Genomic DNA, 24,997 nt, shown 5'->3' with positions numbered 1-24,997 from the left:
CCAGTCTTGCCGCTCTTACCGGTCCTGCCGGCGCCGTAGCAACGTTTCCGGGCACGACCGAGGCGCGCAGCGGGAACTCACAGCGCCCTGGCTGCCAACCGCCCGAGTTCTTCGAGCCCGGACCGGTCCGGGTGCGCGGACTCCAGCACGACGGCAACCGCGTCCCTGGCCTCCGGGCCCTGGGCCCGCAGCATCTCCTCGGCGCCCTCCCCGCCGCCTGCCAGCTCCACCAGTTGCAGCAGGCCCTCGGCGAGCACCATCAGATGCTCGGCATCAGTCATGTCCTCGGGAGACAGCAGCTCATGGTGTGCCAGCGTGCTCAACGCGAGCGGCGCCAGCCAGGCGTCACCGCGAAGCCCGCGCAGCAACCGCTCGCCCTCGCCGTCCGGCAACGCCGTCAGCAACACTTCGAGCATCGCCTGCGCACGCGTACGGAAGGACATGGACCGTACGGCTTCAGTGAGTTGCCGCAGCGCGGCATCCCGCTCGCCTCGGGCCGAGAGCCAGCCGTCCAGCTCCACGCGGGTGGCGTCCGGGGGATAATCCTCGGCCAGTACGCCCAGCAGGCCAGCTGCCGGCGCATGGACCAGTTCACCGACCAGCGGTGCGTCGCGGCCGGCCGCCAGCAACCGCTGCCGTACGGCCCGGGTGCCCAGCTCGGTGAGACGGACGAGCTCGACCGGCCCGGCGGTCAGCTCCTCGCGCCGGGCACGGGCACGCTTCCGCGCCGCCGGCTCCGCGACCGCATCCGCGATGCCCAGCAGTTCGGCAAGCTCCGACGGTACGCCCGCGCGCAGTTCACCTCCGGCGATCGCCGTTGCGTCCGCGTCCGTATCCGCGTCCACGGCCAGGGGGTCGACAGTGAGGAACACCGGATCGGCCATCCCTCGATCACGCTCGATCGCGCCCAGGTCCGCCAGCACGTCGAGCACCGTACGCAGGTCCCGGTCCGCGTGCTCGAACCACATCCGCTGCCGGGCCTCCGAACCGCCGTCCATCCGGAAGCCGGCCCGGTACACCAAGTGCACGGAGTCACGCAGCTGCGGCCAGGGCATCGGGTACGGCAGGCTGTAGAGCGTGTTCAGCACGTCCTCCAGCACGTCCTCGTACACGTCGAAGAGCATCGACTCCACATGCCAGTCGCTGCGCGTCCCGATCAGCGCCTGCCGCAGCTCGAAACACGCCTCGAAAGCGCGCAGCCACAGCTGCAGCGGATCGGCCAGCACCGGCCGGGCCTTGGCCACCGCGTACATCCGCCCCTTGGCCACCCGGACGAGCCGCGCCTTCTTCGCCCACTCCACCAGCAGGCCCAGCCGCGGCAGGTCGGCCGAGGAACGCACCCCCTCGACCTCGTCACCGGTGCGCAACGTGTCCACCAGCTCGCGGGCATCGGCCATCCGCAGCCGCCCCGCCGCCGTCACCACGCGACCGTCGCGCCCCGCCCACTCGGCGAGTCCGCGCAACTGCGCCACGACGGCCGACGCCTCGGCCCGCCGACGCAGCTCGTCGTCCTGCGGCAGCACCACAGGCAGTTGCGGCTCGGCCCGCGCCGCACCGGACAGCGCCCGGCCGGTCAGCCGCCGTCCCAGGATCTCGTCGAGGGCCCGCTCGTCGTAGGCGACCTCCCCGTCCCGGGCACGCTCCGTGAACAGCTGCAAGGCGGCATCGTCCAGAACGTCCACACCCTGCCCGGCAGCAGTCATCACCCAGAACTTCGCCAAGCCCCAGCGGGTGCGGTCCGCCATCGCCGCCGGATACCGCTCCGCCGCCGCGTCGACCGCCGCGAGGGAGTCCTGAAGCGCCGGGCCCCGCGGGTCCGCCAACTGCGCGGCGTGCAGATAGCGCAACAACGCACGCAGCGTGCCCGGGGCGTCGGCGTGCTCCTCCCCGGGGAGTTCTGTGACCTGCTCCGGCAGCCAGGACAGCAGCAGCTCCTCCACGTGCTGTGGCTCCCACAGCCCCAGCCGGCCGTCGGCAGTCGCCCGGTGCCGGTAGTCCAGCGCCTCCTCGGCCATGAGCCCGTCCACCGGCATCCCCCGCTCGTCGGCCCAGCGGGCCAGGCGGGCGACCAGCAGCTCGCACGCGGCCTCGAACTCCTCCTCGGCCCCAGCGTCGAACCGCATTCGCATCGACTCGCCCCAACCTCTCAACAGTCGACCAGCGTTCCTTGCCGTGCCACGCTACCGCCGACGCACGACGCACGACGCAGCCGGCGGTGAGCGCGTCAGATCCATCCTGCTGCTGCAAGCCGGAGCGCCGGTCGCGGTCCTGCTGCTCCCATGCCGTGGCGCACCGTCCACAGACGTCCACGCTCCCCCGGCATTCCCCACACCCCTCGGCAGAGCGGCAGACCGGCCCGTCAAGAGGGTCCGCAGCCCCGCGAGGCGATCCACCACCCGCCTCCGTACGAGCCACAGCACCGCAGAATCACCCCGTTGATTAACAAGAGTTTTGTTAATGTGACTCCATGGCCACCATCCCCGACCCCGCTCCCGGCGAAGGCCCCGTCCGCCCCGTCTCCGTCTCCCTTCACGAAGGCACCATCGCCGCTCTCAAGGCACGCACCGGGAAGCGCGGCATGTCCGCCTACGTCGAAGCCCTCATCCAGCGCCAGCTCGAACGGGAGCGGCTGCGCGAACTCGTCGAGGACGCCGAGTCCGAGCACGGGCCGGTGGACCGGACGGCGGTCGAGGCCAAGCGGGCGCTCCTGCGCGGCGACGCGGCCGACTCCGCAGACGCTGCATGAGCGGCACCCTCGTCCTGGACTGCGAAGGCCTGTCCAAGCTCGTCCGCCGCACGCCCGAGTTCACCGAGTGGCTGGCCGCCGCCGAGGCGGAGGACGTCCGCGTCATCACCAGCTCGGTCACCCTCGTCGAAGCCCGCGACCCCAGGACCGACCAGGCCCGCTTCGACTACGCCGTCTCGCGCGTCAACATCGTCCCGCCCACCGAGGCGATCGCCCGCCACGCGAGCAAGCTGCTCGCCGCAGCCGGTCTGCACGGCCACAAGTACGCCCTCGACGCCCTCGTGGCCGCCACCGCGCTGGCCTCGCCCTCCCCCGTGACCGTCCTCACGTCGGACCCCGAGGACCTCCGCATGCTGTGCGGCCCCGGCGTCCGCGTCTTCAAGGTCTGACGCGGCGCGACACCGGTACGGCGGAGGGAATGCCCGGTGCCCCTTCCGGCCCAGTCGTCGGCCGCAGCGGAGGCAGGTGACCGCGCCTGCTGCCTACGTTTCTCCACAGCGGGGGATGTCCGCCGTGAAGTCCGAGGAGACGAAGATGGCCGTTCCGTTCCGGGGTGTGATCCAGCAGGACATCCGGGACTCGGTGCCGGACTGGGAACCGTACCGGCAGCCGCAGGCCCCCGAGGGCGCCCCCAACGTGCTGTACCTGGTGTGGGACGACATCGGCTTCGGAACGTTCGACGTCTTCGGCGGGCTGGTGGAGGCCCCGGCGATGCGCCGGATCGCCGACATGGGCGTGCGGTTCACGAACTTCCACACCACGGCCCTGTGCTCCCCGACCCGGGCGTCCCTGCTGACCGGGCGGAACGCGACCAGCAACGGGATGGCCTGCATCGCGGAGGCGACCAGCGGTTTCCCGGGGTCCAGCGGACGGATCCCGTTCGAGAACGGAAACCTGGCGGAGGTGCTGGTGGAGCGGGGCTGGAACACCTACGCCGTGGGCAAGTGGCACCTGTGCCCGGCCGAGGAGGCCAACCTGGCGTCCTCGAAGCGGCACTGGCCGCTGGGCCGGGGCTTCGAGCGGTTCTACGGGTTCCTAGGCGGCGAGGCCGACCAGTACTACCCCAACCTGGTCCACGACAACCACCCGGTCGAACCGCCCTACGGCCCGGAGCAGGGCTACCACCTGTCCGAGGACCTGACGGACCGGGCCGTCCAGTTCATCCGGGACGCCAAGGTCATCGCCCCGGAGAAGCCCTGGTTCACCTACTTCTGCCCCAGCGCCGGCCACGCGCCCCACCACGTCTTCAAGGAGTGGGCGGACCGGTACGCGGGCACGTTCGACGACGGCTACGAGGTCTACCGGCGCATGACGCTCCGGCGGCAGATCGAGCTGGGCGTCATGCCCGAGGGCACCGAACTCACCCCGATCAATCCGCACGGCGAACCGGACGCCGCAGGACCCTCGGGGCAGCCCTGGCCGGCCGGGGAGTCCGTCCGCCCGTGGGAGTCGCTGAGCAGCGACGAAAAGCGGCTGTTCACCCGGATGGCCGAGGTCTTCGCCGGATTCGTCTCCTACACCGACGCCCAGATCGGGCGGCTGCTGGACTACCTGGAGGAGTCCGGGCAACTGGAGAACACCCTCATCGTCGCGGTCTCGGACAACGGCGCCAGCGCCGAGGGCGGCCCGAACGGCTCGGTCAACGAGATGAACTTCTTCAACGGAGTGCCCGACGACCTCGCCGAGAACCTGCGCCGCCTCGACGAGCTGGGCAGCCCCACCACCTACAACCACTACCCCACCGGATGGGCGTGGGCGTTCAACACGCCCTTCAAGTACTGGAAGCGCTGGGTCTCCTACGAGGGCGGCATCGCCGACCCGATGATCATCGCCTGGCCGAGGGGCATCTCGGCACGCGGCGAGGTGCGGCACCAGTACCTGCACGCCGTCGACGTCGTGCCCACCCTCTACGACCTGCTGGGCATCCAGCCCCCCGCCCTGGTGAAGGGCGTCGCCCAGAGCCCCCTGGAGGGCGTCAGCTTCCGCAGGGTCCTGGAGGACCCGCAGGCACCCGATCCGAAGCAGACGCAGTTCTACACGATGCTCGGTACCCGCGGAATCTGGCACGACGGCTGGCACGCCGCCACCGTGCACCCGCCGGCCCCCTCCGGCTGGAGCCGCTTCGACCAGGACACCTGGGAGCTCTACAACCTGCGCGAGGACCGCTCCGGGAACCGCGACCTGGCGGGCGAGCACCCCGAGAAGCTCGAGGAGCTCAAGCGCCTGTGGTCGCGGGAGGCCGAGAAGTACCACGGCCTGCCGCTGGACGACCGCGGCCCCCTCGAGATCCTCGCGACCCCCAGGCCGCAGGTCGCCGAGCCCCGCAACCGGTACGTCTACTACCCCGGCTGCGCCGACGTGCCCGAGGCGGTGGCGGTCAACATCCGCGGACGGTCCTACACCGTCGTCGCCGACACGCGCCTGGACACGCCCGAGGCGCACGGCGTCCTCTTCGCCCACGGAGGCCGGTTCGGCGGCCACAGCCTGTACCTCAAGGACGGGTGCCTGCACTACGTCTACAACTGGCTGGGGCGCGTGGAGCAGAGGATCAGCTCGCCGGAGCCGGTCGGCACCGGCGATCTCACCCTCTCCGCCGCCTTCCGGGCCGGCGAACGCGACGAGCAGGGCAGCACCCACGGAACACTCGCCCTCCACGTCGGTGGCCGGCAGGTCGCCGAGGCGGACATCAAGACCCAGCCCGGGCTGTTCTCCCTGGTCGGCGAGGGGTTCGCGGTCGGCCGCGACAGCGGTCAGCCGGTCTCCAGCGACTACGACTCCCCCTTCGAGTTCCTCGGCGGCACGATCCGCGAGGTCGTGGTGGATGTCAGCGGAGAGCCCTTCGTGGACCTGGAGAAGGAACTCGTCGCCGTGTTCCACCGCGACTGACACGGGCCGAGCGGCCCCCGCCCGCACAGGTCCCGTACGCACCGGCCCCATACGCACCGGGCCCGTCACGCCGGGCCCGTCACGCAGGTCCGACGGGCCCGGCGTCCGCCGCGCAGCGAAAGCCCTGATGGCCGGTGCTGCTGTCGGGGGTGCTGGAGCTGCGGGCCGCCACGCGGTAGCGGCGGCAGTAGGAGGCGTGGCACAGGTAGGAGCCGCCGCGGAGGACCCGGGCGGCACCGAGTGGCGGGCCCGGGGGATTGTCGCGGGGACTCCGCCCGTAGTAGTCCGGTGCGTACCGGTCGGCGCACCACTCCCAGACGTTGCCGCACACGTTGTGCAGACCGTGGCCGTTGGCGGGGTAGGCGGTGACCGGCGCGGTTCCGTACCAGCCGTCAGGGCGGGTGTGGCGGTTGGGGAAGCGGCCCTGCCAGACGTTCATCCGGCGCTCGCCGCCCGGCTCCGACTCGTCGCCCCAGGGGAAGGCGGCCTGTTCCAGGCCGCCGCGGGCGGCGTACTCCCACTCCGCCTCGGTCGGCAGCCGCTTGCCCGCCCACCGCGCGTACGCACGGGCGTCGTTCCAGGAGACGTGCACCACCGGGTGGTCGGCGCGGTCGGTGAGGTCGCTGCCGGGGCCTTCGGGGTGCCGCCAGCAGGCCCCGTGCACCTGCCGCCACCAAGGGGCCGCCGCGACGGCCCGGGTGTCGGGGAAGCCGGGCGGCAGCAGTCCCGCGAAGACGAACGACCAGCCGTACCGCTCGGCCTCCGTCACGTACCCGGTCGCGGCGGTGAAGCCGCCGAAGTCGGCGTTGGAGACGGCGCAGCGGTCGATCCAGTACGGCGCGAGCGCCACTTCGTGCACCGGGCCCTCCCCGTCTCCCGGCACCGCCCACCCGTCCTCGGAGCCCATCAGGAACACGGCGGCGTCCAGCCGCACCATGCCCCCCCGGTCCCGGCCCTGGTCCCAGTCCCGGCCGCTCCCCGCGCCGGGCACGCGCACGTCACCGGCGGGTGCCCCGGCCGCCCCCACCGCCGGATCCTGTCGGGACGGGCCGCAGCAGCCCGTCCGCACCTCGCCGTCCCGCACCGTCCGTCCCTTCGCCGAGAACACGGAAACCTCCGGCGATTCTGGAGGCACGGCTCCCGCCCCGGTGAGGGCGACACGGTGCCACGCCAAAGGATCACCGGCATGCGTCGGCCCTCCCGCGGCACGACCGGGCCCCGCTCCCGCGGGCGACGGCCACTCGGCGACCACGTCCCCGCGGATCGACGGTGAACCGGGTCGACACCTAGGCCGTGTGCCGCGCCATGCCCCGAGCAACAAAAAGACCAGGTCACGGACTATGTGACCTGGTCTTTGCCAGAGCCGCCTGCGGGATTCGAACCCGCGGCCTACGCATCACGAGGGCCTGCAAGATCCTCTCGCCTGGTGCCGGACGGTGGCACAGAAGCCCGTTTTCCCAAGTCAGAGACGCTCGACCTTGATCGTTATGACGCCGAGTCCACCCTAGGGTCACTCAGTCCGCTCACGCAGCACTCACGCAACGGCGGCCGTTTCTCGGCCTCTGGCAGCACTTTTCTCAGCCGACACCGACTGGGCAGACGGAGACAGTTCAAGAAGAGCCTCTCCAGGACGCGAGTGGGACTTGCGGGCCCCTCCACCCTTGGTACTTGATATGGGAGAGCGAGCCAGGAACTCGCCACACACAAATGTCGGATTCGCTTGAATTTACCCAAAAGAGGCAAAATGCGCGAGCTGTATGCGTGTCAGCTCCTACTAACCGGTCATGAGAGGTCTCCAGGGGACACTCTTAACCGAGCAGAGAGACTGATCCGCGAATGGGTCAGCCGACCGACTCACCTCGCCCCCGAGCTCCTTAGAGCTCGTAACACGATCTTGTTGAACTGCCCTGGTAGGCCGTGCCCGGTGTGACGATTCGGCCGTTCGAGAGGGTGTGACTACCCGGCCGTGGATCGTGGACGATGACCTGTGGGCGCTGATCGAGCCGCTCCTGCCACCCTGGCCCGAGAAGGCTCCCGGTCCACGGCCCGTGCCGGACCGGCTGTGCCTGCAGGGCATCCTCTACGTCCTGTACAACGACATCGCCTGGCAACTGCTCCCCCTTGAGCTGGGGTTCGGCTCTGGTCAGACCTGCTGGCGGCGCCTCGAGCGCTGGCAACAGGCCGGAGTCTTCGACCAACTGCACCGCGTCCTGCTCGCCAGGCTGCACGCGGCCGGCGAGCTGGACTGGTCCAGAGCATGCGTCGACGGTTCCCACGTCCGCGCCAAAAAGGGGGAGCCGACACCGGTCCGTCGCCGGTCGACCGGCGGAAGACGGGCAGCAAACACCACCTGATCTGCGACGGACGCGGCACCCCGCTCAAGGTCATCACCACCGCGGCCAACGTCAACGACGTCACCCAGACCCTCGCCCTGGTCGACGGAGTCCCACCCGTCGCCGGCCGCCCGGGCCGACCCCGCCGGCGCCCCGAGGCCCTCCTCGGAGACAAGGGCTACGACTCCAACCCCAACCGCCGCGAACTGCGCAAACGCCGGATCCTGCCGGTCATCTCCCGCAAGGGCAGGCCTAACATCAAGGGCCTGGGCAAGCTCCGCTACGTCGTCGAGCAGACCTTCGCCCTCCTCCACCAGTTCAAGCGCCTCGCCGTCCGCTGGGAACGCCGCACCGAGCTCCACGACGCCTTCGTCTCCCTCGCCTGCAGCCTCATCTGCTGGAGACGCCTCAAGAAGGCCAACTCATGATCGTGTTACGAGCTCTTAGCGAAGGGCAGCACGAGGCGAGTGGCGGACACACAGTGACCGTTAGTCGCTACGCGCCCGCCGAGGGTGGCTCGTCGGGCTGGAGCTGCTTGTGGCACTTTCCAGGCACAGATGACCCTTCAGTGCGATGGACCTTGAGCCTGGCTCTCGCATCCCAAGAGGAAGGCACCTGCGCGACCGTACGGATCGGCCTCCAACAGCGAAGCCATAGCTTCCAGCTCCGAAGGCCCAACTATCAATTCTCTGCGCCAGCAATCGTTCGTACTCTACTGCGAGAATTCGAGGCATCCGATGCAGGCCGGCCCATAAAGCCGACGCACTCGACTCTTCGCGCGGGCGATATTCCTGATTTCGTCAAATGGCTGACGGATGATCGACGCGCGCTTCCAGTTGTCGTTGCCACAAACTACCCTTCGACCGGGCAGCCGCTGGTCGACTTGAGGAAGTTGTCCCGGGAACTATCTGGGCTCGCCCATGTCGTGCATCTCTCAACTCACCTTGCTGCACGCGCATTGACCGACAGAGTAGGAGCAGAGCGCTCCGCATGGCAGGGGACAGTGCGCCTCTATTGGCCGAAATTCAAGGCAGACGCAAAACCATACGAACACAAATATTGGACACCTATCCGCCTCCTTGAGGATGATGAGGCACTAATCGATGAACTGAGGCGATGGCTGGGTTCGGTAAGCGCCGCATCGGTTCCCGAAAATCCTGCCCTTGGCTGGATGCGAGCAGTACGTCGAAAGGCGCTTGCCGAAAGTGGGGACATCCCAGATTGGGTTCAGGAGTATATCGAAACCACCGATGCTGAGCTGCGCGGGCTCCGGGAGGAACGTGACGACCTCAAGAAAGACCTAGCCGCAGCCCTGACAGATGTGGCTGCAATGCGCGAGCAGTACGCGTTGGTAAGCCATTACTCCGCTAAGCACGCTGCCGAGGGTGGCCAATCAGCCGCACCGAGCGATGCAGATGCATCGATCACGACGGTATCCGAAGCTTATGGCCGCGCCAAGGCGGAAATCGGCGACGATCTCGTGTTCCTTCCAAGCGCCGATGCCAGCATCAAGAAATTCTCCGAATACAAGGATCCGGAGAAGCTACACAAGGCCCTCTTGGACGTTGCAGACGCCGGCCGTAAGTGGAGTGATGGAACTCTCGGGAAGCCTTTCGGCGAGTTCTTCGCAGATCTCGGCTACGGATATTCTGCAAAGAATCCAGCAGCACGTGATCGTCGACACAAGCGTCACTACGAGGTGAAGTACAAGGACAATCCGGTTGTCATGGAACCGCACCTCAAGGTCGACGAGTCCACCGGCCCTGATCAATGCCTTCGCATCTATTGGTACCTCGACGAGAGCGACAAGGTGATCGTCATCGGGCATGTGGGACGCCATCTACCGGACTGACGCGCTTGGCCCACGGCCCACTGGAGCTCGGTAACGCCATGGTGGCGAAATACTTCTGGCGCTGTCCTACCCGGCATGCAACAAATCCGTTGAGGTTTTCGTGCCGGATGGAACGTCCGGTTCACGCAAGAAAGGCGTCACGCCTCGGCAATGACCTCCTCAGCTGCAACGTCCGGCTTGACCTCACCGCCCAGTGCCTCGGCAATCGCCTCGAACTCGGCGAGGGCGGCCTGGAGGTCCTCCACGATCGCCTGGGCAATGACTTCGGGAGGAAGCAGGCTGTCGGCGTCGCCGAGCACGGGGTCCTTCGGCCAGGTGATTTCGAGGTTGACTTTGTCACGGGCAATGAGTTCCTCGTACGTGAACCGTTTGAATCGGCCGTCCTCGGTCTCCTTACGCGCCGAGCGGTCGTCCGCCTTGTACGCCTCGATGAAGTCGGCCAGGGCGGCCAGGCGGAGGGGACGCTGCTTGAGCGTGAAGTGCATCCCGGTCCGGAAGTCGTACACCCAGACCTCGAAGGTGTTGGGGACGTCGTCGGTCCGCGGGGGCTTCTTCTCGAAGAACAGGAAATTCGCCTTGACACCATCTGCGTAGAAGATGCCCGTCGGCAGGCGCAGGATCGTGTGAAGGCTGAACTCCTGAAGGAGATGCCACCGGATCTTCTCGCCGGCTCCCCCATCGAACAGGACGTTGTCAGGCAGGACGGCTGCCGCACGTCCATCCATCTCCAACAGCGACATGATGTGCTGCAGGAAGTTCAGCTGCTTGTTGGTCGTCGTCGCCCGGAAGTCGGTCCGGTCGTAGGTGATGTCTTCCTGGTCGGTCTTGCCGTCAGTGATTCCCAATCAGGTTTGTCAAGGGCTGCGGTAGCGGACGGTGACCGTTTTATGCCGCGGCAAGGCCGCGTCGAGGCGGCTCGGCGGTGAAGGTCCGCTGGTCGCGGATGAGGGCCCACAGGACGTCGAGGCGGCGCCGGGCGAGGGCGAGGACGGCCTGCTTGTGCGACTTGCCCTCGTTCCTCTTGCGTTCGTAGAAGGCCCTGGAGGCCGGACAGCACCGGGCGGCGACCTGGGCCGACAGGTAGAAGACGCGCAGAAGACGGCGGTGGTAGCGGCGGGGCCGGCGCATGTTGCCGCTGATGCGGCCGGAGTCCTTGGGCACCGGGGCCAGGCCGGCGATGCCGGCCAGGCGGCCGGAGCTGCCGATGGCGTCCAGGTTCCCGCCGGTGCAGGCGATGAACTCGGCACCGAGGAGGCTGCCCATGCCCGGCATGCTGGTGATCGCCGCAGCGTGCGCGTGCTCGCGGAACCGCTCCTCGATCAGCGCGTCGGTGCGGGCGATCTCCTTGTCCAGGGCCATCACCGCGGCGGCCAGGGTGCGGACCATGGCCGCCGCGGTCCTCTCGCCGGGAATCACCGTGTGCTGGGCCCGCGCCGCCTCCAGCGCGGTGACCGCCACCGCCTGGGCGTTGCGCACCTTGCGGTTCGCCAGCCAGCCGGTCAGGCGGGACTGGCCGGTCCGGCGCAGGGCGGTCGGCGTCTGGTAGCCGGTGAGCAGGACGAGCGCGGCCTTGGAGGTGCTGTAGTTGAATGCGCGTTCCAGGGCGGGGAAGTACTCCAGGAGCTGGGCGCGCAGCCGGTTGATCGCGCGGGTGCGGTCGGCGGCCAGGTCGTAGCGGCGGGCGGTGAGGATCCGCAGGTCGACGGCGATCTCGTCCTGTTCCTGCAGAGGGTGCAGGTCACGGCGCATGCGGGCCTGGTCGGCGATGACGTAGGCGTCCTTGGCGTCGGTCTTGCCGTCGCCCCGGTAGGAGCCGGAGGCGTGGTGGACGGTCCGGCCCGGGATGTAGAGGACTTTCTGCCCGTGGGCGGCCAGCAGGGCGATCAGCAGTGCGGCACCGCCTGCGTTCAGATCGATGGCCCAGGTCACCGGCTCGCCCTCGCTCAACCCGAGGACCTCACCGATCAGCTCGAGCAGAGTCGTCTCGTCGTTGGCCACCCGTCGCGACAGCCTTCGCTCGCCCTCGGCGTCGATCACCGTGCAGTGATGCTCGCTCTTGCCCGCGTCCGTTCCTGCCCACAGTTGCGGCACTCGTGCCTCCTCGAGGATCCGTGTTCCTGGTCCCGGCAGACGACCACGCCGACGTGTCCTTACGAAGCGATGAGGTTCGCGCATCCCAATGAGTGGCCGTGTCGTCGCGGGGCGCCGGGCGGCCAATCACTGAAAGCCACACGATCGGCATGAGCTTTTTGAGCCACACCCGGCACCCCTGGGCCTCCCGATCGTACGAATGAGCGGAACCGGCCCGCCAAGAAGGTAAGGAGCTTCTTCGAGTTGGCCACCGATCGGGTGATGGGCCGTGAAGCGCAACGAGCGAGGCCCCCGGGCTGTTGATCGAGATGTCTGACGCCTCAATCACGCTGCTCAGGGGCCTCGTTGGTCATCCATCCTGCCTCACTCGACCTGCCGCATGCACTCGTGGAGTGGGTCACCATGCTCATCGTCACCCGTGAGGACGACCGGCGCTGCAAGCTCCGCCCGTCCCAGCGCGCGATGGCGGCACTGGTGTACCTGCGCGAACACACCACTCTCGCGAAGATCGCCGCCGGATTCAGGATCAGCGAGTCCACCGCCCACGCCTGCACCGGCGCGGTCGTCGACCTGCTCGCCGAACGGGCACCGGGCCTGCTGAAAACGCTGCGCGAACACGAACCCGACATCGTCCTGCTCGACGACACCCTCGCCGAGCGCTACCGGGTCGGCGACTCACGCGCCGACTACTCCCACAAGCACCGGCGCCACAGTGTGAACACGCAGGTGGTCACCGACCCCGGCGGCCGGCTGCTGTGGCTCTCGCCTGCCCTGCCGGACCGCACCCATGACCTGACCGCCGCCCGCACCCACCGGATCATCCGGATCTGCGAGCGCCAGGGCGTCCCCATCCTGGCGGACCTTGCCCACCAGGGTGGTGGCCCGTGGCTGACCACGGGCATCAAACGCAGGCCCCTGCAGGACCTCACCCCCACCGAGAAGACCGTCAACCAGGCCCTGGCCGCGGCACGGGCACCGGTCGAACGAGGCGTCGCCCGACTGAAGTCCTGGCGGATCTTCCGCAGAGCCCGCTGCAGTCCGAACCGCATGACGTCAATCGCCAAAGCCGTCCTCACCCTGGAGCGACACCGCTGAAGAAGTTCAGTGACACTCGGACCACACGGGACATCTACCAGAGCGTCCTGCCCCAGGTGGGCAAGAGCGCCGTCGAGGCCACCGCCAAGCTGGTTCCCCTCCAGCGCAAGGCCGAGGTTAGAGAAGGCCCTCAAAGCTGCCAAGAAGACGAGGGACAAGGTGAAAGCCCAGGCCACGGCCAAGAAGAAGGGCGTGCGGAAGAAACTCAAGCAGTAGAGCACTGGGCCGCTCCGCTCACGCATCGCTCACGCAAGCAAAGTCGCGGTACCCCAGCCATGTGGCACTTCATGCCCCGGGCAACAGAAAACCCCAGGTCACGGGTTGTATGACCTGGGGTTTCGCTGAGCCGCCTGCGGGATTCGAACCCGCGACCTACGCATTACGAGTGCGTTGCTCTGGCCAACTGAGCTAAGGCGGCGTGCTGGACCGGTCCACACAGTGGCATCGGCAGCGGCGCCAAGTCTACACAGTTTCCCGAGGCACTCCGCACACGGCCGGACCGGGCCGGTGGTCAGTCGCAGGTGTGCTCGCCGTCCCAGACGTCGCCCTCCAGCAGGTACCGGTTGACGGCGGTGTCCACGCAGTCGTCGCCCTGGGCGTAGGCGGTGTGGCCGTCGCCGTCGTAGGTGAGGAGGCGGCCGGAGTCGAGCTGGTCGGCGAGGGAGACCGCCCACCGGTACGGCGTGGCCGGGTCGCGGGTGGTGCCGACGACGACGATCGGGGCGGCGCCCTTCGCCTCGATGCGCCGCGGCTCGCCGGTCGGTTCGACCGGCCAGTAGGCGCACATCAGGCTGGCCCAGGCGAAGTAGCGGCCGAAGCGCGGGGACGTCTTCTCGAACGGGCCCACCGCCGTCTCGACCTCCTTCGGTCCCTGCGCGGCCGGTGGCAGGTCCAGGCAGTTCACGGCGGCGTTGGCGTACATCAGGTTGCCGTACTCGCCGTCCGGGGCGCGGTCGTAGTAGGCGTCGGAGAGGGCGAGCAGGCCGGATCCGTTGCCGGCGTCCGCCTGCTTCAGGGCCGCGCGCAGCTGCCCCCACCAGCTCTCGGCGTACATCGCCGACAGCACTCCGGTGGTTCCCAGGGCCTCGCCGAGCCTGCGGCCCCCGCCGGCGGGCAGCGGTTCGGCGTCGAGGCCGCGCAGGAGGTCGTCGAGCTGCTTGCCGGCCTCCTCGACGCTGTCGCCCAGCGGGCAGTCCTCGCGGGCGGTGCAGTCCTCGGCGAAGGCGGTGAACGCCTCCTCGAAGCCGCCGCCCTGGGTGCGCGAGATCTCGCGGGCGGACAGGGTCGGGTCCATCGCGCCGTCCAGCACCAGGCGGCCCACCCGCCCGGGGAAGAGGCCGGCGTAGGTGGCGCCGAGGAACGTCCCGTACGACTTGCCGACGTAGGTCAGCTTCCCGTCGCCGAGGAGGGCGCGGAGGATGTCCATGTCGCGGGCCGACTCGACCGTGCCGACGTGCGGCAGCAGCCGCGACGACTTCTCCTCGCAGCCCTGCGCGAACTCCTTGTACGCCCGGACCAGGGCGGTCTTCTCGCCGCGGTCGTCGGGGGTGGTGTCGGCGGCGGTGAAGGCGTCCATCTCTCGGCCGGTCAGGCAGCGGACGGGCTCGCTGCGCCCCACGCCCCGCGGGTCCACGGCGGCGATGTCGTACCGGGCGCGCACCGGCGCGGGGAAGGTGACCGCCGCGTACCGCATGTACTCGATGGCCGAGCTGCCCGGGCCGCCGGGGTTGACCAGCAGCGCCCCGAGCCGCTTCCCCGGGCCGGTGGCCCGCTTGCGGGAGACCTCCAGGGTGACGTCCTTGCCGGAGCCGGGGGCGTCGTAGTCCAGCGGCGCCTTCATGGTGGCGCACTGGAACTCCGGGGTGTCGCAGCTCTTCCAGACGAGCTTCTGCTCGTAGTAGGGCCGCAGCTTCCCGGGGACGGCGGACGGGAGCGGCTCGAGCACCCTGTTCACCGCGGCGGTGGCGCGGTGCGGGGCGTCGAACGCCTCCGTGTCGGCTCCGGACGGCCCCTGGGAGGAGGAGCAGCCGGCCAGCAGGAGTCCGGCGAGCGCCAGGGCGGTGCCGGTGGCGCGGAACGGTCGCGGGAACTGCATGGGGACGGCCCTTCTGCTGGGATCCCTCGAAACCCTATCCAGGGGCCCTGCCCTCACGCCTTCGATCCGTTGCCCCGTGCGGGTGAACTGTGCCTGGGGGTGGGGTCTGCCGACGAGTGGGACCTCCCGACGTGAGGGATCCGCCGGTGGGAGGGACGGGACCGCCGGGCGGGCCGGGGCGGTCAGGAGGGCTGCGGGCCGGTGAGCTTCTCGGTGAAGTAGCCCGCCGTCGCGGCGAGCAGCCGGTGCCGCCCGACCGGGGTGTCCAGGACGCGCGCCTCGGCGCCCGGGCGCACCAGCCCGCGCAGGCGCAGGGCGGACGTCCGGGTCCGCCCGTCACCGGCGACCGCGCCGAGCAGCACCTGCGGTCGGCCGTCCCCCTTCGCGACGGTGCCGGGCTTGCCCGCCTCGTCCGGTTTCCCGGAGGCGGCGGGCGTGCCCGCGGCGCCCGGAGGGGCCCCGACATCGGCGTAGTCGCCCCAGAGCCCGGCCGCCGCGGCGTACCTGTCCGGGTGCTCCAGTTCCTGCCGGACCGCGCAGGCCGCATGGACGCCCGTGCCGAGCACGCCGCGGGCCTTCGCCCCGCCCACGAGGCGGTAGTGGCGGGCGACCGCCTCCAGCAGGGGGGCCGGGTCCGCCGCGCAGTCCGCCGCAGGAGCGGGCAGCACCAGCACGAACGGGTCGGCCAGTTCGCGTTCGGTGTGCGCGGCGAAGGCGCGGAACACGTCCTGCTGGTCCCGCTCGGCGGTGCGGGTCACGACCACGGGGAAGGCGCGCCGCTTCGCCGAGGGATAGTCGTACTGGCGTGGCAGCCACACCCGGGTGCCGTCCGGGAACTCCTGGAGCCTGCCGTTCGAGGGCCGTCCGACGGTCCGCGGCCTGCCTCCGAGATCCACCTCGCGCTTCGCGGCGGGGGCGGCAGCGGCCTTCGCGCCGGCTGCTTTCTTCTTGTCGGCCTTCTTCTCGTCGGCCTTCTTCTTGCCGGTCTTCTCCGTGCGGTCCGCCCCGGGTTTCGCCCCCGGGCCCCGGTGGGCCTTCGTGTCCGCCCCGTTCCCGCCGTCCGCGTCACCGGCTCCACCGGCGGCGGAGCCGGTGAGGGGGGTGGGTCGGGACGGGGCGGCCGCGGCCTGCACCGTCGTCCCCGCCCGGTCCTCCCGGACGGACTGGGAGACCCACAGGCTGCTCGCGGCCAGTACGCCGGCGGCGCCCGCCCCGGCCAGCCTCAGGACGACGTCCCGGTAGCCGACGGGCAGCTCGTACACCGCTCCCCCGCGTTCCAGGGTCCAGTGCCGGTACGCCGAGCGCAGCAGCGCCCAGGCCACCGTGGCCGCCGCGGCGCACACCAGGAGCAGGGCCACGGACCAGAAGACGCGGGCCATGGGACGCATCACCTCCGGAACGCCGCGCGCCCCGCAGGGAGTGCGGGGCGCCGCGATGGCGGCTGCCCCGCGACGACGCCCGGCTGCTCAGGTCCGTGCGCTGCCGCGGGCAGCCGTGCATCCTCTGCCCGGTTGCGCCGTGGTGCCAATCGCGAGTGGCACGAGGATCACCCGATGGCACCAATGTCCGGGGTGAACGGGACCGGGCCGGGTGACGTGCGCGCGGGCAGGTGGACGAACGGTCCGAGGTTCGGACGGGGCGTCAGCCTGCCCGCAGGGCCAGGGTCATGGCCTCGACGGCGAGGAGCGGGGCGACGTTGCGGTCCAGTGCCCGGCGGCACTCCAGGACCGCCTCCATGCGGCGCAACGTGTTCTCGGGTGCGGACGACGAGGCGATCCGCTCGACGGAGTCCCGCACCTCGGTGTTGGCGGAGCGGGCGGACGCCCCCATCTGCACGGTGAGCACGTCGCGGTAGAAGCTCAGCAGGTCCAGCAGCGCCAGGTCGAGGGTGTCGCGCTGGGTGCGGGTGGAGCGCTTCTTCTGACGGGTCTCCAGGTCCTTCATGATGCCGGCGGTGCCGCGCGGCAGGCGGCTGCCCGGCCCCCCGGAGGCGCCGAGAGCTGCCCGCAGCTCCTCGGTCTCCTTGGAGTCCACCTCCTCGGCGACCTGTTTGGCGTCGTCGGTCGCGGAGTCGACCAGCTGCTGGGCGGCCTTCAGGCAGCCGCCGACGTCGCCCACCTGGAGGGGGATCCGGAGCACGGCGCTGCGCCGGGCGCGGGCCTGCTCGTCGGTGGCCAGGCGGCGGGCCCGTTCGATGTGGCCCTGGGTGGCCTGCGCGGCGGCGGCGGCCCGCTCCGGATCGACGCCGTCCCGGCGGACGAGCACGTCGGCGACCGCCTCGACCGACGGGGTGCGCAGCACGAGGAGGCGGCAGCGGGAGCGGATGGTGGGCAGCACGTCCACCACCGAGGGGGCGCACAGCAGCCACACGGTGCGCGGCGCGGGCTCCTCGACGGCTTTGAGCAGGACGTTGCCCGCGCCCTCGGTGAGCCGGTCGGCGTCCTCGATCACGATGACCTGCCAGCGGCCGCCGGCCGGGGACATGGAGGATCGGCGCACCAGGTCACGGGTGTCCTTGACACCGAGGGAGAGCCCTTCGGGACGGACGACCTCGATGTCGGCGTGGGTGCCGATGAGCGCGGTGTGGCAGCCCTCGCAGAACCCGCATCCCGGCGCGGCCCCGAGGGCGCGGTCCGGGCTGGTGCACTGCAGGGCCGCCCCGAAGGCGCGGGCGGCGGTCACCAGGCCCGAGCCGGGAGGCCCGGTGAACAGCCAGGCGTGGGTCATCGAGGAGCCGGGGTCGGGCGGTGCGCCGGAACCCGCCGCGACCAGGGCGTCGGCGTCGCGGGCGGCCGCGGTCAGCTGCTCGACCACGCGGTCCTGCCCCACCAGGTCGTCCCACACCGCCATGGCTGCCCCCTCCGTCCCGTCTCGGCGCTCCTGTCCGCACCCATTGTCGTCCACCCCGCGGACATCCCGTGCCGGGGCGAGTGCCGGGGCGGCGCCGGGGCGCGTGCCGGGAGGCCGGGCCCCGGACCGGGCAGTGCCGACGGGCGGGCAGCGCCGACGGGCGGACGGCATCGGCGGACGGTACTCGTTCCGGGTGGGGAAAGACGTGTGCGCCGGGGACATCGTCGATGTCCCCGGCGCACAGGAGTCCGGACCGGCCCGGACCGGTCCCGTCCGAACCGGCGGGCCTAGCGGCGGCCGCGCCGGCCGCGTCCGCCGCGGCCCGACGGGGTGTCGTCCCCGCCGTCCTCGTCGTACCCGCGCGGGCCGAGCAGTTCGTCGGCGAGCGAGGGCAGGTCGTCGAGCGGGGTCTCCTCCGCCCACTCGGGGCGGGGCCGGTTCCCGCGCCGTTCGGCGAGCGCGGGGTCGACCTGGGGGAGTTCGCGGGTGCGCTCGACCTCCGTCTCGTCCCGGCCGCGGCCCTCGTCTCCGTCCTTGCGCCACATCCACTGCGGCACGCGGTCCACCGGGTCCTCGGGGCGCGGGTGCCCGCCGCCGTCCCCGTCCGGGTGCCCGGCCTGCGGGAGCGGGCGGGTCTCCTCGGCGTCGGGGGCGGCGGGGCCGGGAGCCGGCGCCTTCCGCAGGTCGACCTGCGGAAGGACGGCCGTCTCCTCGGCGAGGTCGACGGCTGCCGGGTCCTTCCTCAGGTTGACCCTGGGGAGGACCGCGGTCTCCTCGGCGGGGTCGACGGCGCGGGGCAGGACGGCCGTCTCCTCGGCGGGGCTTTCCGGCACGGCCGGGGACTCCACCGTCCGCGCGTCGCCGTCCCGCTCGGGGAGGCGGACGACGGGGGTGGGCACCGTGGTCTCGGAGTCGGAGGGCTGCCCGGTCGGCGGGGCCTGGGCCGCGGTGGCGGCAGCCGCCTCGGCGGCCGCCCGCTCGGCCCGCTCACGCTCGGCGCGCTCGGCCTGCTCGGCGCGCTCGCGTTCGGCGCGCTCGCGCTCGGCCTGCTCGATCCGCTCGCGCTCGGCGCGGCGGGCCTCCTCCGCGCGGCGGCGGGCCTCCTCGGCCTGCCGCAGCGCCTCCTCGGCCTTGCGCTGCTTCTCGAGCCGCCTGGCCTCGGCCTCGGCGCGCAGCCGGTCCTGCTCCTCCTTCTGGCGGCGCAGGCGCTCCTGCTCGGCGCGGCGTTCGGCCTCCTCGGCCTCGCGGCGGCGGCGCTCCTCCTCCGCCTGGCGGCGGGCCTCCTCGGCGCGGCGGCGGGCCTCGGCGGCCTGCCGCTCCTCCTCCTCGCGGCGCTTGCGCTCCTCCTCCTGCTTCTTCCGCTCGGCCTCCTCGGCGCGCAGGCGGGCGAGCTGTTCCTGGCGTTCGCGTTCGGCCCGCTCCTCCTCCTCGCGGCGGCGGCGCTCCTCCTCCTCGCGGCGCTTGCGCTCCTCCTCCGCCCGGCGGCGGGCCTCCTCGCGGGCCGCCACCTCCTGCTCGGACAGCGGGAGCTCGCGGTCGAGGCGGTGCCGGATGACGGTGGTCACCGCTTCCGGTTCCCGGCCGGCGTCGACGACGAGGTACCGGGAGGGGTCGGCCGCGGCGAGGGTGAGGAAGCCGGAGCGCACCCGCCGGTGGAACTCGGCGGGCTCGGACTCCAGCCGGTCCGGGGCCTCGGTGAACCGCTCGCGGGCGGTTTCCGGGGAGACGTCCAGCAGCACCGTCAGGTGCGGCACGAGGCCGCCGGTGGCCCAGCGGGAGATGCGTGCGATCTCGGTGGGCGACAGGTCCCGCCCGGCGCCCTGGTAGGCGACGGACGAGTCGATGTAGCGGTCGGAGATGACGACGGCGCCGCGCTCCAGGGCGGGGCGCAGGACGGATTCGACGTGCTCGGCCCGGTCGGCCGCGTACAGCAGGGCCTCCGCGCGGTGCGAGATCCCGGTCTCGGAGACGTCCAGGAGGATCGAGCGGAGGCGCTTGCCGAGGGCGGTCGCACCGGGCTCGCGGGTGACGACGACCTCGTGGCCCTTGGCCCGTATCCAGGTGGCGAGCGCCTCGACCTGGGTGGACTTGCCGGCGCCGTCGCCGCCCTCGAGGGCGATGAAGTAGCCGGTCGGGGCGGGCGCGTCCTCGGGTTCGCCGCCGCGCAGCGCCTCGCGCAGGTCGCGGCGCAGGGGGACGCCCTGGCGGTCGTCGGCGCGGCCGAGGACGAGGGCCGCCACCGGCAGCAGGAGGGCTCCGACGAGCATCAGGGTGAAGGCGGCGCCGCCGTGCTCGAAGGTGAAGGCGCCCTCCTCGACCCGGTGGGGCCCGATGAGGGCGGCGAGCACCGGCGCGGCGACGGCCGAGGCGCCGACGAGGACGCGGACGACGGCGTGCAGGTGGTCGGTGGTGCGGGCCCGGCGGGCCTCCTCGACCTCCTGGTCGACGAGGGTGTGCCCGGTGTTGGCGGCGACTCCGGCCGCGACGCCCGCGAGGAGGGCGAGCAGCAGGACGGTGGCCGGGTCGGGCACGATGCCGGTGAGCAGCAGGGCGAGGCCGGTGGCGGCGACGGCCAGGGCCAGCAGGCGGCGCCGGGAGAGGCCGGGGAGCAGCCGGGGGGCGAGCCGGATGCCCAGGGCCGGGCCGCCGGTGAGCATCAGGGCGAGCAGGCCGAAGCCGACCGGGCCGCCGCCGAGGTCGACGGCGTGCGGCAGGGCGAGCGCGGTGGCCGCGGCGACGGCCCCGGCGGTGCAGGCGGTGGCGGCGACGAGCAGCGGCAGGGATCCGGTGCGCCCCTTGGCCGCGCCGGCGGCCTCGCCCGCGCGGGCCTTGGGCCGGAGGAGCCCCTGGAGCGGGGAGCGCGGGCTCGTGACGGCGGCCCCGGGCAGCTCCAGGAAGTACAGGACGGTCACCGAGGCCGCGAAGAGGCCCGCCGCGAGGTAGCTCGCCAGCGCCACCTGGTGCACGTGGAACCAGCCGACCCCGACGGCGACCAGGTTACCGACCAGCGTGACGGCGACCAGCAGCGCGGCGGCGGCGGGCACGCTGAGGAAAGCGGTGCGCAGGTCGAGCCGGTGCAGGGCCTCGAGGTGCGCGGGAGCCGGGCGGGCGGGCTCGACGGCCGGCTCGGCCGACGGGGTGGCCGAGGCACCCCCGGGCACGGTGTCGCCTCCCGGCGCGGCGGGGCCGCCCGGTGCGGCGAGGTCACCCGTCGCCGGGGCGGGCCCGCCCTTGACGAGGTTGACGGCCGGGGCGGCCCCCGGGCGCGGGAGTTCCGGGAGGAGGATCCCGGTGGAGGTCCGGGCGGCGGGGAACGGCTCGGCGACGGGCAGCAGCGCCGGTGCCGCGCCGTCCCTGGCGATGGTCCAGACCCGTTCGGCGGCGCCGAGCAGGAACACCGTGACGAGCAGCCAGACGACCGCGGTGGAGGGCAGCCAGACGATCCACAGCGGGGCGACGACGAGCAGCGCGAGCCGGAAGAGGTCCGCGCCGATCATCGTCCAGCGCCGGTCGAGGGCGCCGGAGGACGAGGTGAGGTGGGCCAGCGGGCCCAGCAGTACGGCGCCGAAGACGGTGGTGGAGACCAGGCGTGCCGCGACGACCGCGGCGACGGCCAGGGCCGTTCCCCGGTAGCCCTCGCCGAACGTCCCCTGGAACGCCGCCGCCTGAAAGGCCAGCACCATCAGGACCAGCAGGGCGAGCCGGTCGGCGACGGCTCCCGCGAACTGGGCCGTCCACAGTCTGTGCAGGCGGGGGATGCGGAGGAGTGAACGCACGGCACGCTCGCGGGAGTCCGCCACGAGTGCGCTGTTGTGGGTGTCGGTCACGTCCGTAGGCTGCTCGGCGCGTGTCATCCTGCAAGCCTATCCGGCGCCCGAAGATCCATGTCCGCCCACCCGAACACCCGCCCGAACCCCGGGCGGGCGGGCACCGAGGCGCCCGGCGCGGGCCTCTCCGCGCCTTCCCCACCCGGCCTGGGGAGCCCCGGCCGGGGCCGTTCCGCGCCGGGCCGCGCCCCGGGCCGGGCCGGTGCCCGCGGCGCGGGCCCCGCGGTCAGGGCCCGCGGTCGGGGTCAGGCCGACGCGTTGCCGTCGGCCGTCTCCCTCCCCGCGGCGGTCTTCTTCGCCGCGGTCTTCTTGGCCGGTGCCTTCTTGGCGGTGGCAGTGGCGGTGGTCTTCTTGGCGGCGGTCTTCTTCGCCGCCGCCTTCTTCGTCGGCGCCTTCTTGGCGGTGGTGGTGGTCTTCTTGGCCGCCGCCTTCTTGGCGGTCTTCTTCGCCGGTCCCTTGGCCCGCTTCTCCGCGAGGAGCTCGTAGCCGCGCTCGGGGGTGATCGTCTCGACGTCGTCGTCCCGGCGCAGGGTCGCGTTGGTCTCGCCGTCGGTGACGTACGGGCCGAAGCGGCCGTCCTTGACCACGACCGGGCGCTCGCTGACCGGGTCGGTGCCCAGTTCCTTCAGCGGCGGCTTCGCCGTCCCGCGTCCGCGCTGCTTGGGCTGCGCGTACAGGGCGAGGGCCTGCTCGAGGGTGACGGTGAACATCTGCTCCTCGCTCTCCAGCGAGCGCGAGTCCGTCCCCTTCTTCAGGTAGGGGCCGAAGCGGCCGTTCTGCGCGGTGATCTCCTCGCCCGTCCCCGGGTCGGTGCCGACCACCCGGGGGAGGGAGAGGAGCCTGAGCGCGTCGTCCAGGGTCACCGTCTCCAGCGACATGGACTTCAGCAGGGAGGCGGTGCGCGGTTTGACCGCGTTCTTGCCCGTCTTCGGGGTGCCCTCGGGCAGGACCTCGGTGACGTAGGGGCCGTAGCGGCCGTCCCGGGCGACGATCGGGCGTCCGGTGGCCGGGTCCGTGCCCAGCTCGAAGTCGCCGCTGGGCCTGGCCAGCAGTTCCTCGGCGAGCTCGACGGTCAGCTCGTCCGGCGGCAGGTCGTCGGGGACGTCGGCGCGCTGCCCCTCCTTGCCGCCCTTCTCCACGTACGGGCCGTAGCGGCCGACGCGCAGCACGATGTCGTCGCCGACCGGGAACGAGGAGACCTCGCGGGCGTCGATGGCGCCCAGGTCGGTGACGAGTTCCTTGAGGCCGCCGAGGTGGTCGCCGTCGCCGTTGCCCGCGTCGGCCGCGCCCGCGCCGCCGGTGCCCTCGTGCTGCTCGCCGAAGTAGAAGCGGCGCAGCCACGGCACGGACTGGGCCTCGCCGCGGGCGATGCGGTCGAGGTCGTCCTCCATGCGCGCGGTGAAGTCGTAGTCGACGAGCCGGCCGAAGTGCTTCTCCAGCAGGCCGACGACCGCGAAGGAAAGGAAGGAGGGGACGAGCGCGGTGCCCTTCTTGAAGACGTAGCCGCGGTCGAGGATGGTGCCGATGATCGACGCGTAGGTGGAGGGCCGGCCGATCTCCCGCTCCTCCAGCTCCTTGACCAGGGACGCCTCGGTGTAGCGGGCCGGGGGCTTGGTGGCGTGGCCGTCGGCGGTGATGTCCCGGGCGGTGAGCGCGTCGCCCTCGGCGACCTGCGGCAGCCGGCGCTCGCGGTCGTCCAGCTCGGCGTCGGGGTCGTCGCGCCCCTCCACGTAGGCCTTGAGGAAGCCGTGGAAGGTGATGATCTTGCCGCTGGCGGAGAACTCGGCGTCCCGGCCGTCGGCGGAGGTGCCCGCGACCTTGACGGTCACCGACTGCCCGACGGCGTCCTTCATCTGGGAGGCGACGGTGCGCATCCAGATCAGCTCGTAGAGGCGGAACTCGTCGCCGCGCAGGCCGGTCTCGGCCGGGGTGCGGAAGCGGTCGCCGGAGGGGCGGATCGCCTCGTGCGCCTCCTGCGCGTTCTTGACCTTGCTGGCGTAGGAGCGCGGCGCGTCGGGGAGGTAGTCGGCCCCGTACAGCTCCCGCACCTGGGCGCGGGCCGCCGCCACCGCCGTCTCGGACAGGGTGGTGGAGTCGGTGCGCATGTAGGTGATGAAGCCGTTCTCGTACAGCTTCTGCGCGACCTGCATGGTGCGCTTGGCGCCGAAGCCCAGCTTGCGCGAGGCCTCCTGCTGCAGGGTCGTGGTGCGGAACGGCGCGTACGGGGAGCGCCGGTACGGCTTGGACTCGACGCTGCGGACGGCGAACGGCACGCCGGCCAGTCCGGCGGCCAGGGAGCGCGCGGCCTGCTCGTCGAGGTGCAGCACCGAGGCGCCGGACTTGAGCGCCCCGTCGGGGCCGAAGTCGCGGCCGGTGGCGACGCGGCGGCCGTCGACGGCGGTCAGGCGGGCGCCGAAGGCGGCCGGGTCGGCGGCGTCGCCGGCGCGGCCCGTGGAGAAGGTGCCGGTCAGGTCCCAGTACCCGGCGGAGCGGAAGGCGATGCGCTCGCGTTCGCGCTCGACGACGAGGCGGGTGGCCACCGACTGCACGCGGCCCGCCGACAGGCGCGGCATGACCTTCTTCCACAGCACCGGGGAGACCTCGTAGCCGTAGAGGCGGTCGAGGATGCGGCGGGTCTCCTGGGCGTCGACGAGGCGCTGGTTGAGTTCGCGCGGGTTGCTGACGGCCTGCTGGATGGCGTCCTTGGTGATCTCGTGGAAGACCATCCGGCGCACCGGCACCTTGGGCTTGAGCACCTGCTGGAGGTGCCAGGCGATCGCCTCGCCCTCGCGGTCCTCATCGGTGGCGAGGAAGAGCTCGTCGGACTCGGCGAGCAGCTCCTTGAGCTTGCTCACCTGCGACCGCTTGTCCGCGTTGACGACGTAGACGGGCTCGAAGTCGTGGTCCACGTTCACGCCGAGGCGGGCCCAGGGCTCGCCCTTGTACTTGGCGGGGACCTCGGCCGCTCCGTTGGGCAGGTCACGGATGTGCCCGACGCTGGCCTCGACCACGTAGCCGGGGCCCAGGTAGCCCTTGATCGTCTTCGCCTTGGCAGGCGACTCGACGATGACGAGTCGACGACCGCTCCGTGCGGTCTCGCGGGTCGGGGACAACTTCGCTCTTCTCTCCGGGTCGAAAGGGTGACGCTGCGGAGTGTGACCGTACATCGGTGTCCCGTGTCAAACGGGAAAAGCCCGCAACGCCACTCGAACGGTAACCCGA

15 protein-coding genes and 1 tRNA gene are annotated in these 24,997 nt (G+C 71.6%); 6 read left to right on the top strand and 10 right to left on the bottom strand.

All coding sequences use genetic code 11. The features are described from left to right. Positions 1–77: 77 nt before the first annotated feature. Positions 78–2,123 carry a hypothetical protein gene (locus tag GQS52_RS13740; RefSeq protein WP_259370765.1) on the bottom strand — a complete coding sequence of 682 codons (2,046 nt, stop codon included), beginning with the start codon at positions 2,121–2,123 and terminating at the stop codon, positions 78–80. Positions 2,124–2,467: 344 nt separating this feature from the next. Here GQS52_RS13740 and GQS52_RS13735 point away from each other — a divergent pair, with 344 nt between their 5' ends. The 3 genes from GQS52_RS13735 (at position 2,468) to GQS52_RS13725 (ending at position 5,632) form a co-directional block, all read left to right on the top strand. After that, the gene (locus GQS52_RS13735) at positions 2,468–2,746 is read left to right on the top strand and encodes a hypothetical protein (protein WP_182313720.1); all 279 of its coding nucleotides are present in this window, start codon (positions 2,468–2,470) and stop codon (positions 2,744–2,746) included. Continuing rightward, complete coding sequence (locus GQS52_RS13730) at positions 2,743–3,135, top strand: PIN domain-containing protein (protein WP_182313719.1); 393 nt, start codon at positions 2,743–2,745, stop codon at positions 3,133–3,135. The genes GQS52_RS13735 and GQS52_RS13730 overlap by 4 nt, the downstream gene beginning before the upstream one ends. A gap of 145 nt (positions 3,136–3,280) precedes the next feature. Further along, the gene (locus GQS52_RS13725) at positions 3,281–5,632 is read left to right on the top strand and encodes an arylsulfatase (RefSeq protein WP_182313718.1); all 2,352 of its coding nucleotides are present in this window, start codon (positions 3,281–3,283) and stop codon (positions 5,630–5,632) included. A gap of 79 nt (positions 5,633–5,711) precedes the next feature. On the opposite strand, the gene GQS52_RS13720 is transcribed toward GQS52_RS13725, so the two are convergent. After that, the gene (locus tag GQS52_RS13720; RefSeq protein WP_182316430.1) at positions 5,712–6,569 is read right to left on the bottom strand and encodes a formylglycine-generating enzyme family protein; all 858 of its coding nucleotides are present in this window, start codon (positions 6,567–6,569) and stop codon (positions 5,712–5,714) included. Between the two features lie 1,015 nt (positions 6,570–7,584). Between GQS52_RS13720 and GQS52_RS13715 the strand changes: the two genes are divergently transcribed. Together GQS52_RS13715 and GQS52_RS13710 are read left to right on the top strand one after the other, a co-directional pair. Further along, positions 7,585–8,393, top strand: a protein-coding gene (locus tag GQS52_RS13715; protein WP_182311743.1) for an IS5 family transposase whose coding sequence is annotated in 2 segments (ribosomal slippage) — positions 7,585–7,933 and positions 7,933–8,393 — 810 coding nt in all. Because the reading frame shifts where the segments join, the coding sequence is not laid out codon by codon here. 152 nt (positions 8,394–8,545) lie between these two features. Further along, complete coding sequence (locus GQS52_RS13710; RefSeq protein ID WP_182313717.1) at positions 8,546–9,817, top strand: hypothetical protein; 1,272 nt, start codon at positions 8,546–8,548, stop codon at positions 9,815–9,817. 137 nt (positions 9,818–9,954) lie between these two features. On the opposite strand, the gene GQS52_RS13705 is transcribed toward GQS52_RS13710, so the two are convergent. Together GQS52_RS13705 and GQS52_RS13700 are read right to left on the bottom strand one after the other, a co-directional pair. Further along, positions 9,955–10,662 carry an SAM-dependent methyltransferase gene (locus tag GQS52_RS13705; RefSeq protein ID WP_259370764.1) on the bottom strand — a complete coding sequence of 236 codons (708 nt, stop codon included), beginning with the start codon at positions 10,660–10,662 and terminating at the stop codon, positions 9,955–9,957. 40 nt (positions 10,663–10,702) lie between these two features. After that, on the bottom strand, positions 10,703–11,908 hold the full coding sequence (locus GQS52_RS13700) for an IS110 family transposase (RefSeq protein ID WP_182311602.1): 1,206 nt from the start codon (positions 11,906–11,908) through the stop codon (positions 10,703–10,705). A 345-nt stretch (positions 11,909–12,253) separates the two neighbouring features. Here GQS52_RS13700 and GQS52_RS13695 point away from each other — a divergent pair, with 345 nt between their 5' ends. After that, positions 12,254–13,003 carry a transposase family protein gene (locus GQS52_RS13695; protein ID WP_182313716.1) on the top strand — a complete coding sequence of 250 codons (750 nt, stop codon included), beginning with the start codon at positions 12,254–12,256 and terminating at the stop codon, positions 13,001–13,003. Positions 13,004–13,347: 344 nt separating this feature from the next. Here GQS52_RS13695 and GQS52_RS13690 read toward each other — a convergent pair. The 6 genes from GQS52_RS13690 to topA all read right to left on the bottom strand — a co-directional run bounded on the left by GQS52_RS13690 (position 13,348) and on the right by topA (position 24,888). Then, a tRNA-Thr gene (locus tag GQS52_RS13690) sits at positions 13,348–13,421 on the bottom strand. A gap of 93 nt (positions 13,422–13,514) precedes the next feature. Next, positions 13,515–15,098 (bottom strand): alpha/beta hydrolase, encoded by a 1,584-nt coding sequence (locus tag GQS52_RS13685; protein WP_182313715.1) that lies wholly within the window; start codon positions 15,096–15,098, stop codon positions 13,515–13,517. Between the two features lie 182 nt (positions 15,099–15,280). Next, entirely contained in the window at positions 15,281–16,477 is a 1,197-nt protein-coding gene (locus tag GQS52_RS13680) for a hypothetical protein (RefSeq protein WP_182313714.1), read from the bottom strand. Positions 16,478–16,739: 262 nt separating this feature from the next. Beyond that, positions 16,740–17,948 carry a DNA polymerase III subunit delta' gene (locus GQS52_RS13675; protein WP_182313713.1) on the bottom strand — a complete coding sequence of 403 codons (1,209 nt, stop codon included), beginning with the start codon at positions 17,946–17,948 and terminating at the stop codon, positions 16,740–16,742. 287 nt (positions 17,949–18,235) lie between these two features. Further along, positions 18,236–21,802 (bottom strand): dTMP kinase, encoded by a 3,567-nt coding sequence (tmk, locus tag GQS52_RS13670; RefSeq protein ID WP_182313712.1) that lies wholly within the window; start codon positions 21,800–21,802, stop codon positions 18,236–18,238. A gap of 218 nt (positions 21,803–22,020) precedes the next feature. Beyond that, positions 22,021–24,888: a type I DNA topoisomerase gene (topA, locus tag GQS52_RS13665; RefSeq protein ID WP_182313711.1), complete on the bottom strand. Its 2,868-nt coding sequence runs from the start codon at positions 24,886–24,888 to the stop codon at positions 22,021–22,023. Positions 24,889–24,997 lie beyond the last annotated feature (109 nt).

It is taken from the genome of Streptomyces sp. SCUT-3 (genome assembly GCF_014083985.1).
GTDB classification, from domain to species: Bacteria; Actinomycetota; Actinomycetes; order Streptomycetales; family Streptomycetaceae; genus Streptomyces_H; species Streptomyces_H thermolineatus.
The sequence above is the reverse complement of the archived record's forward strand: the minus strand, read 5'-3'. Positions and strand labels throughout refer to the sequence as shown.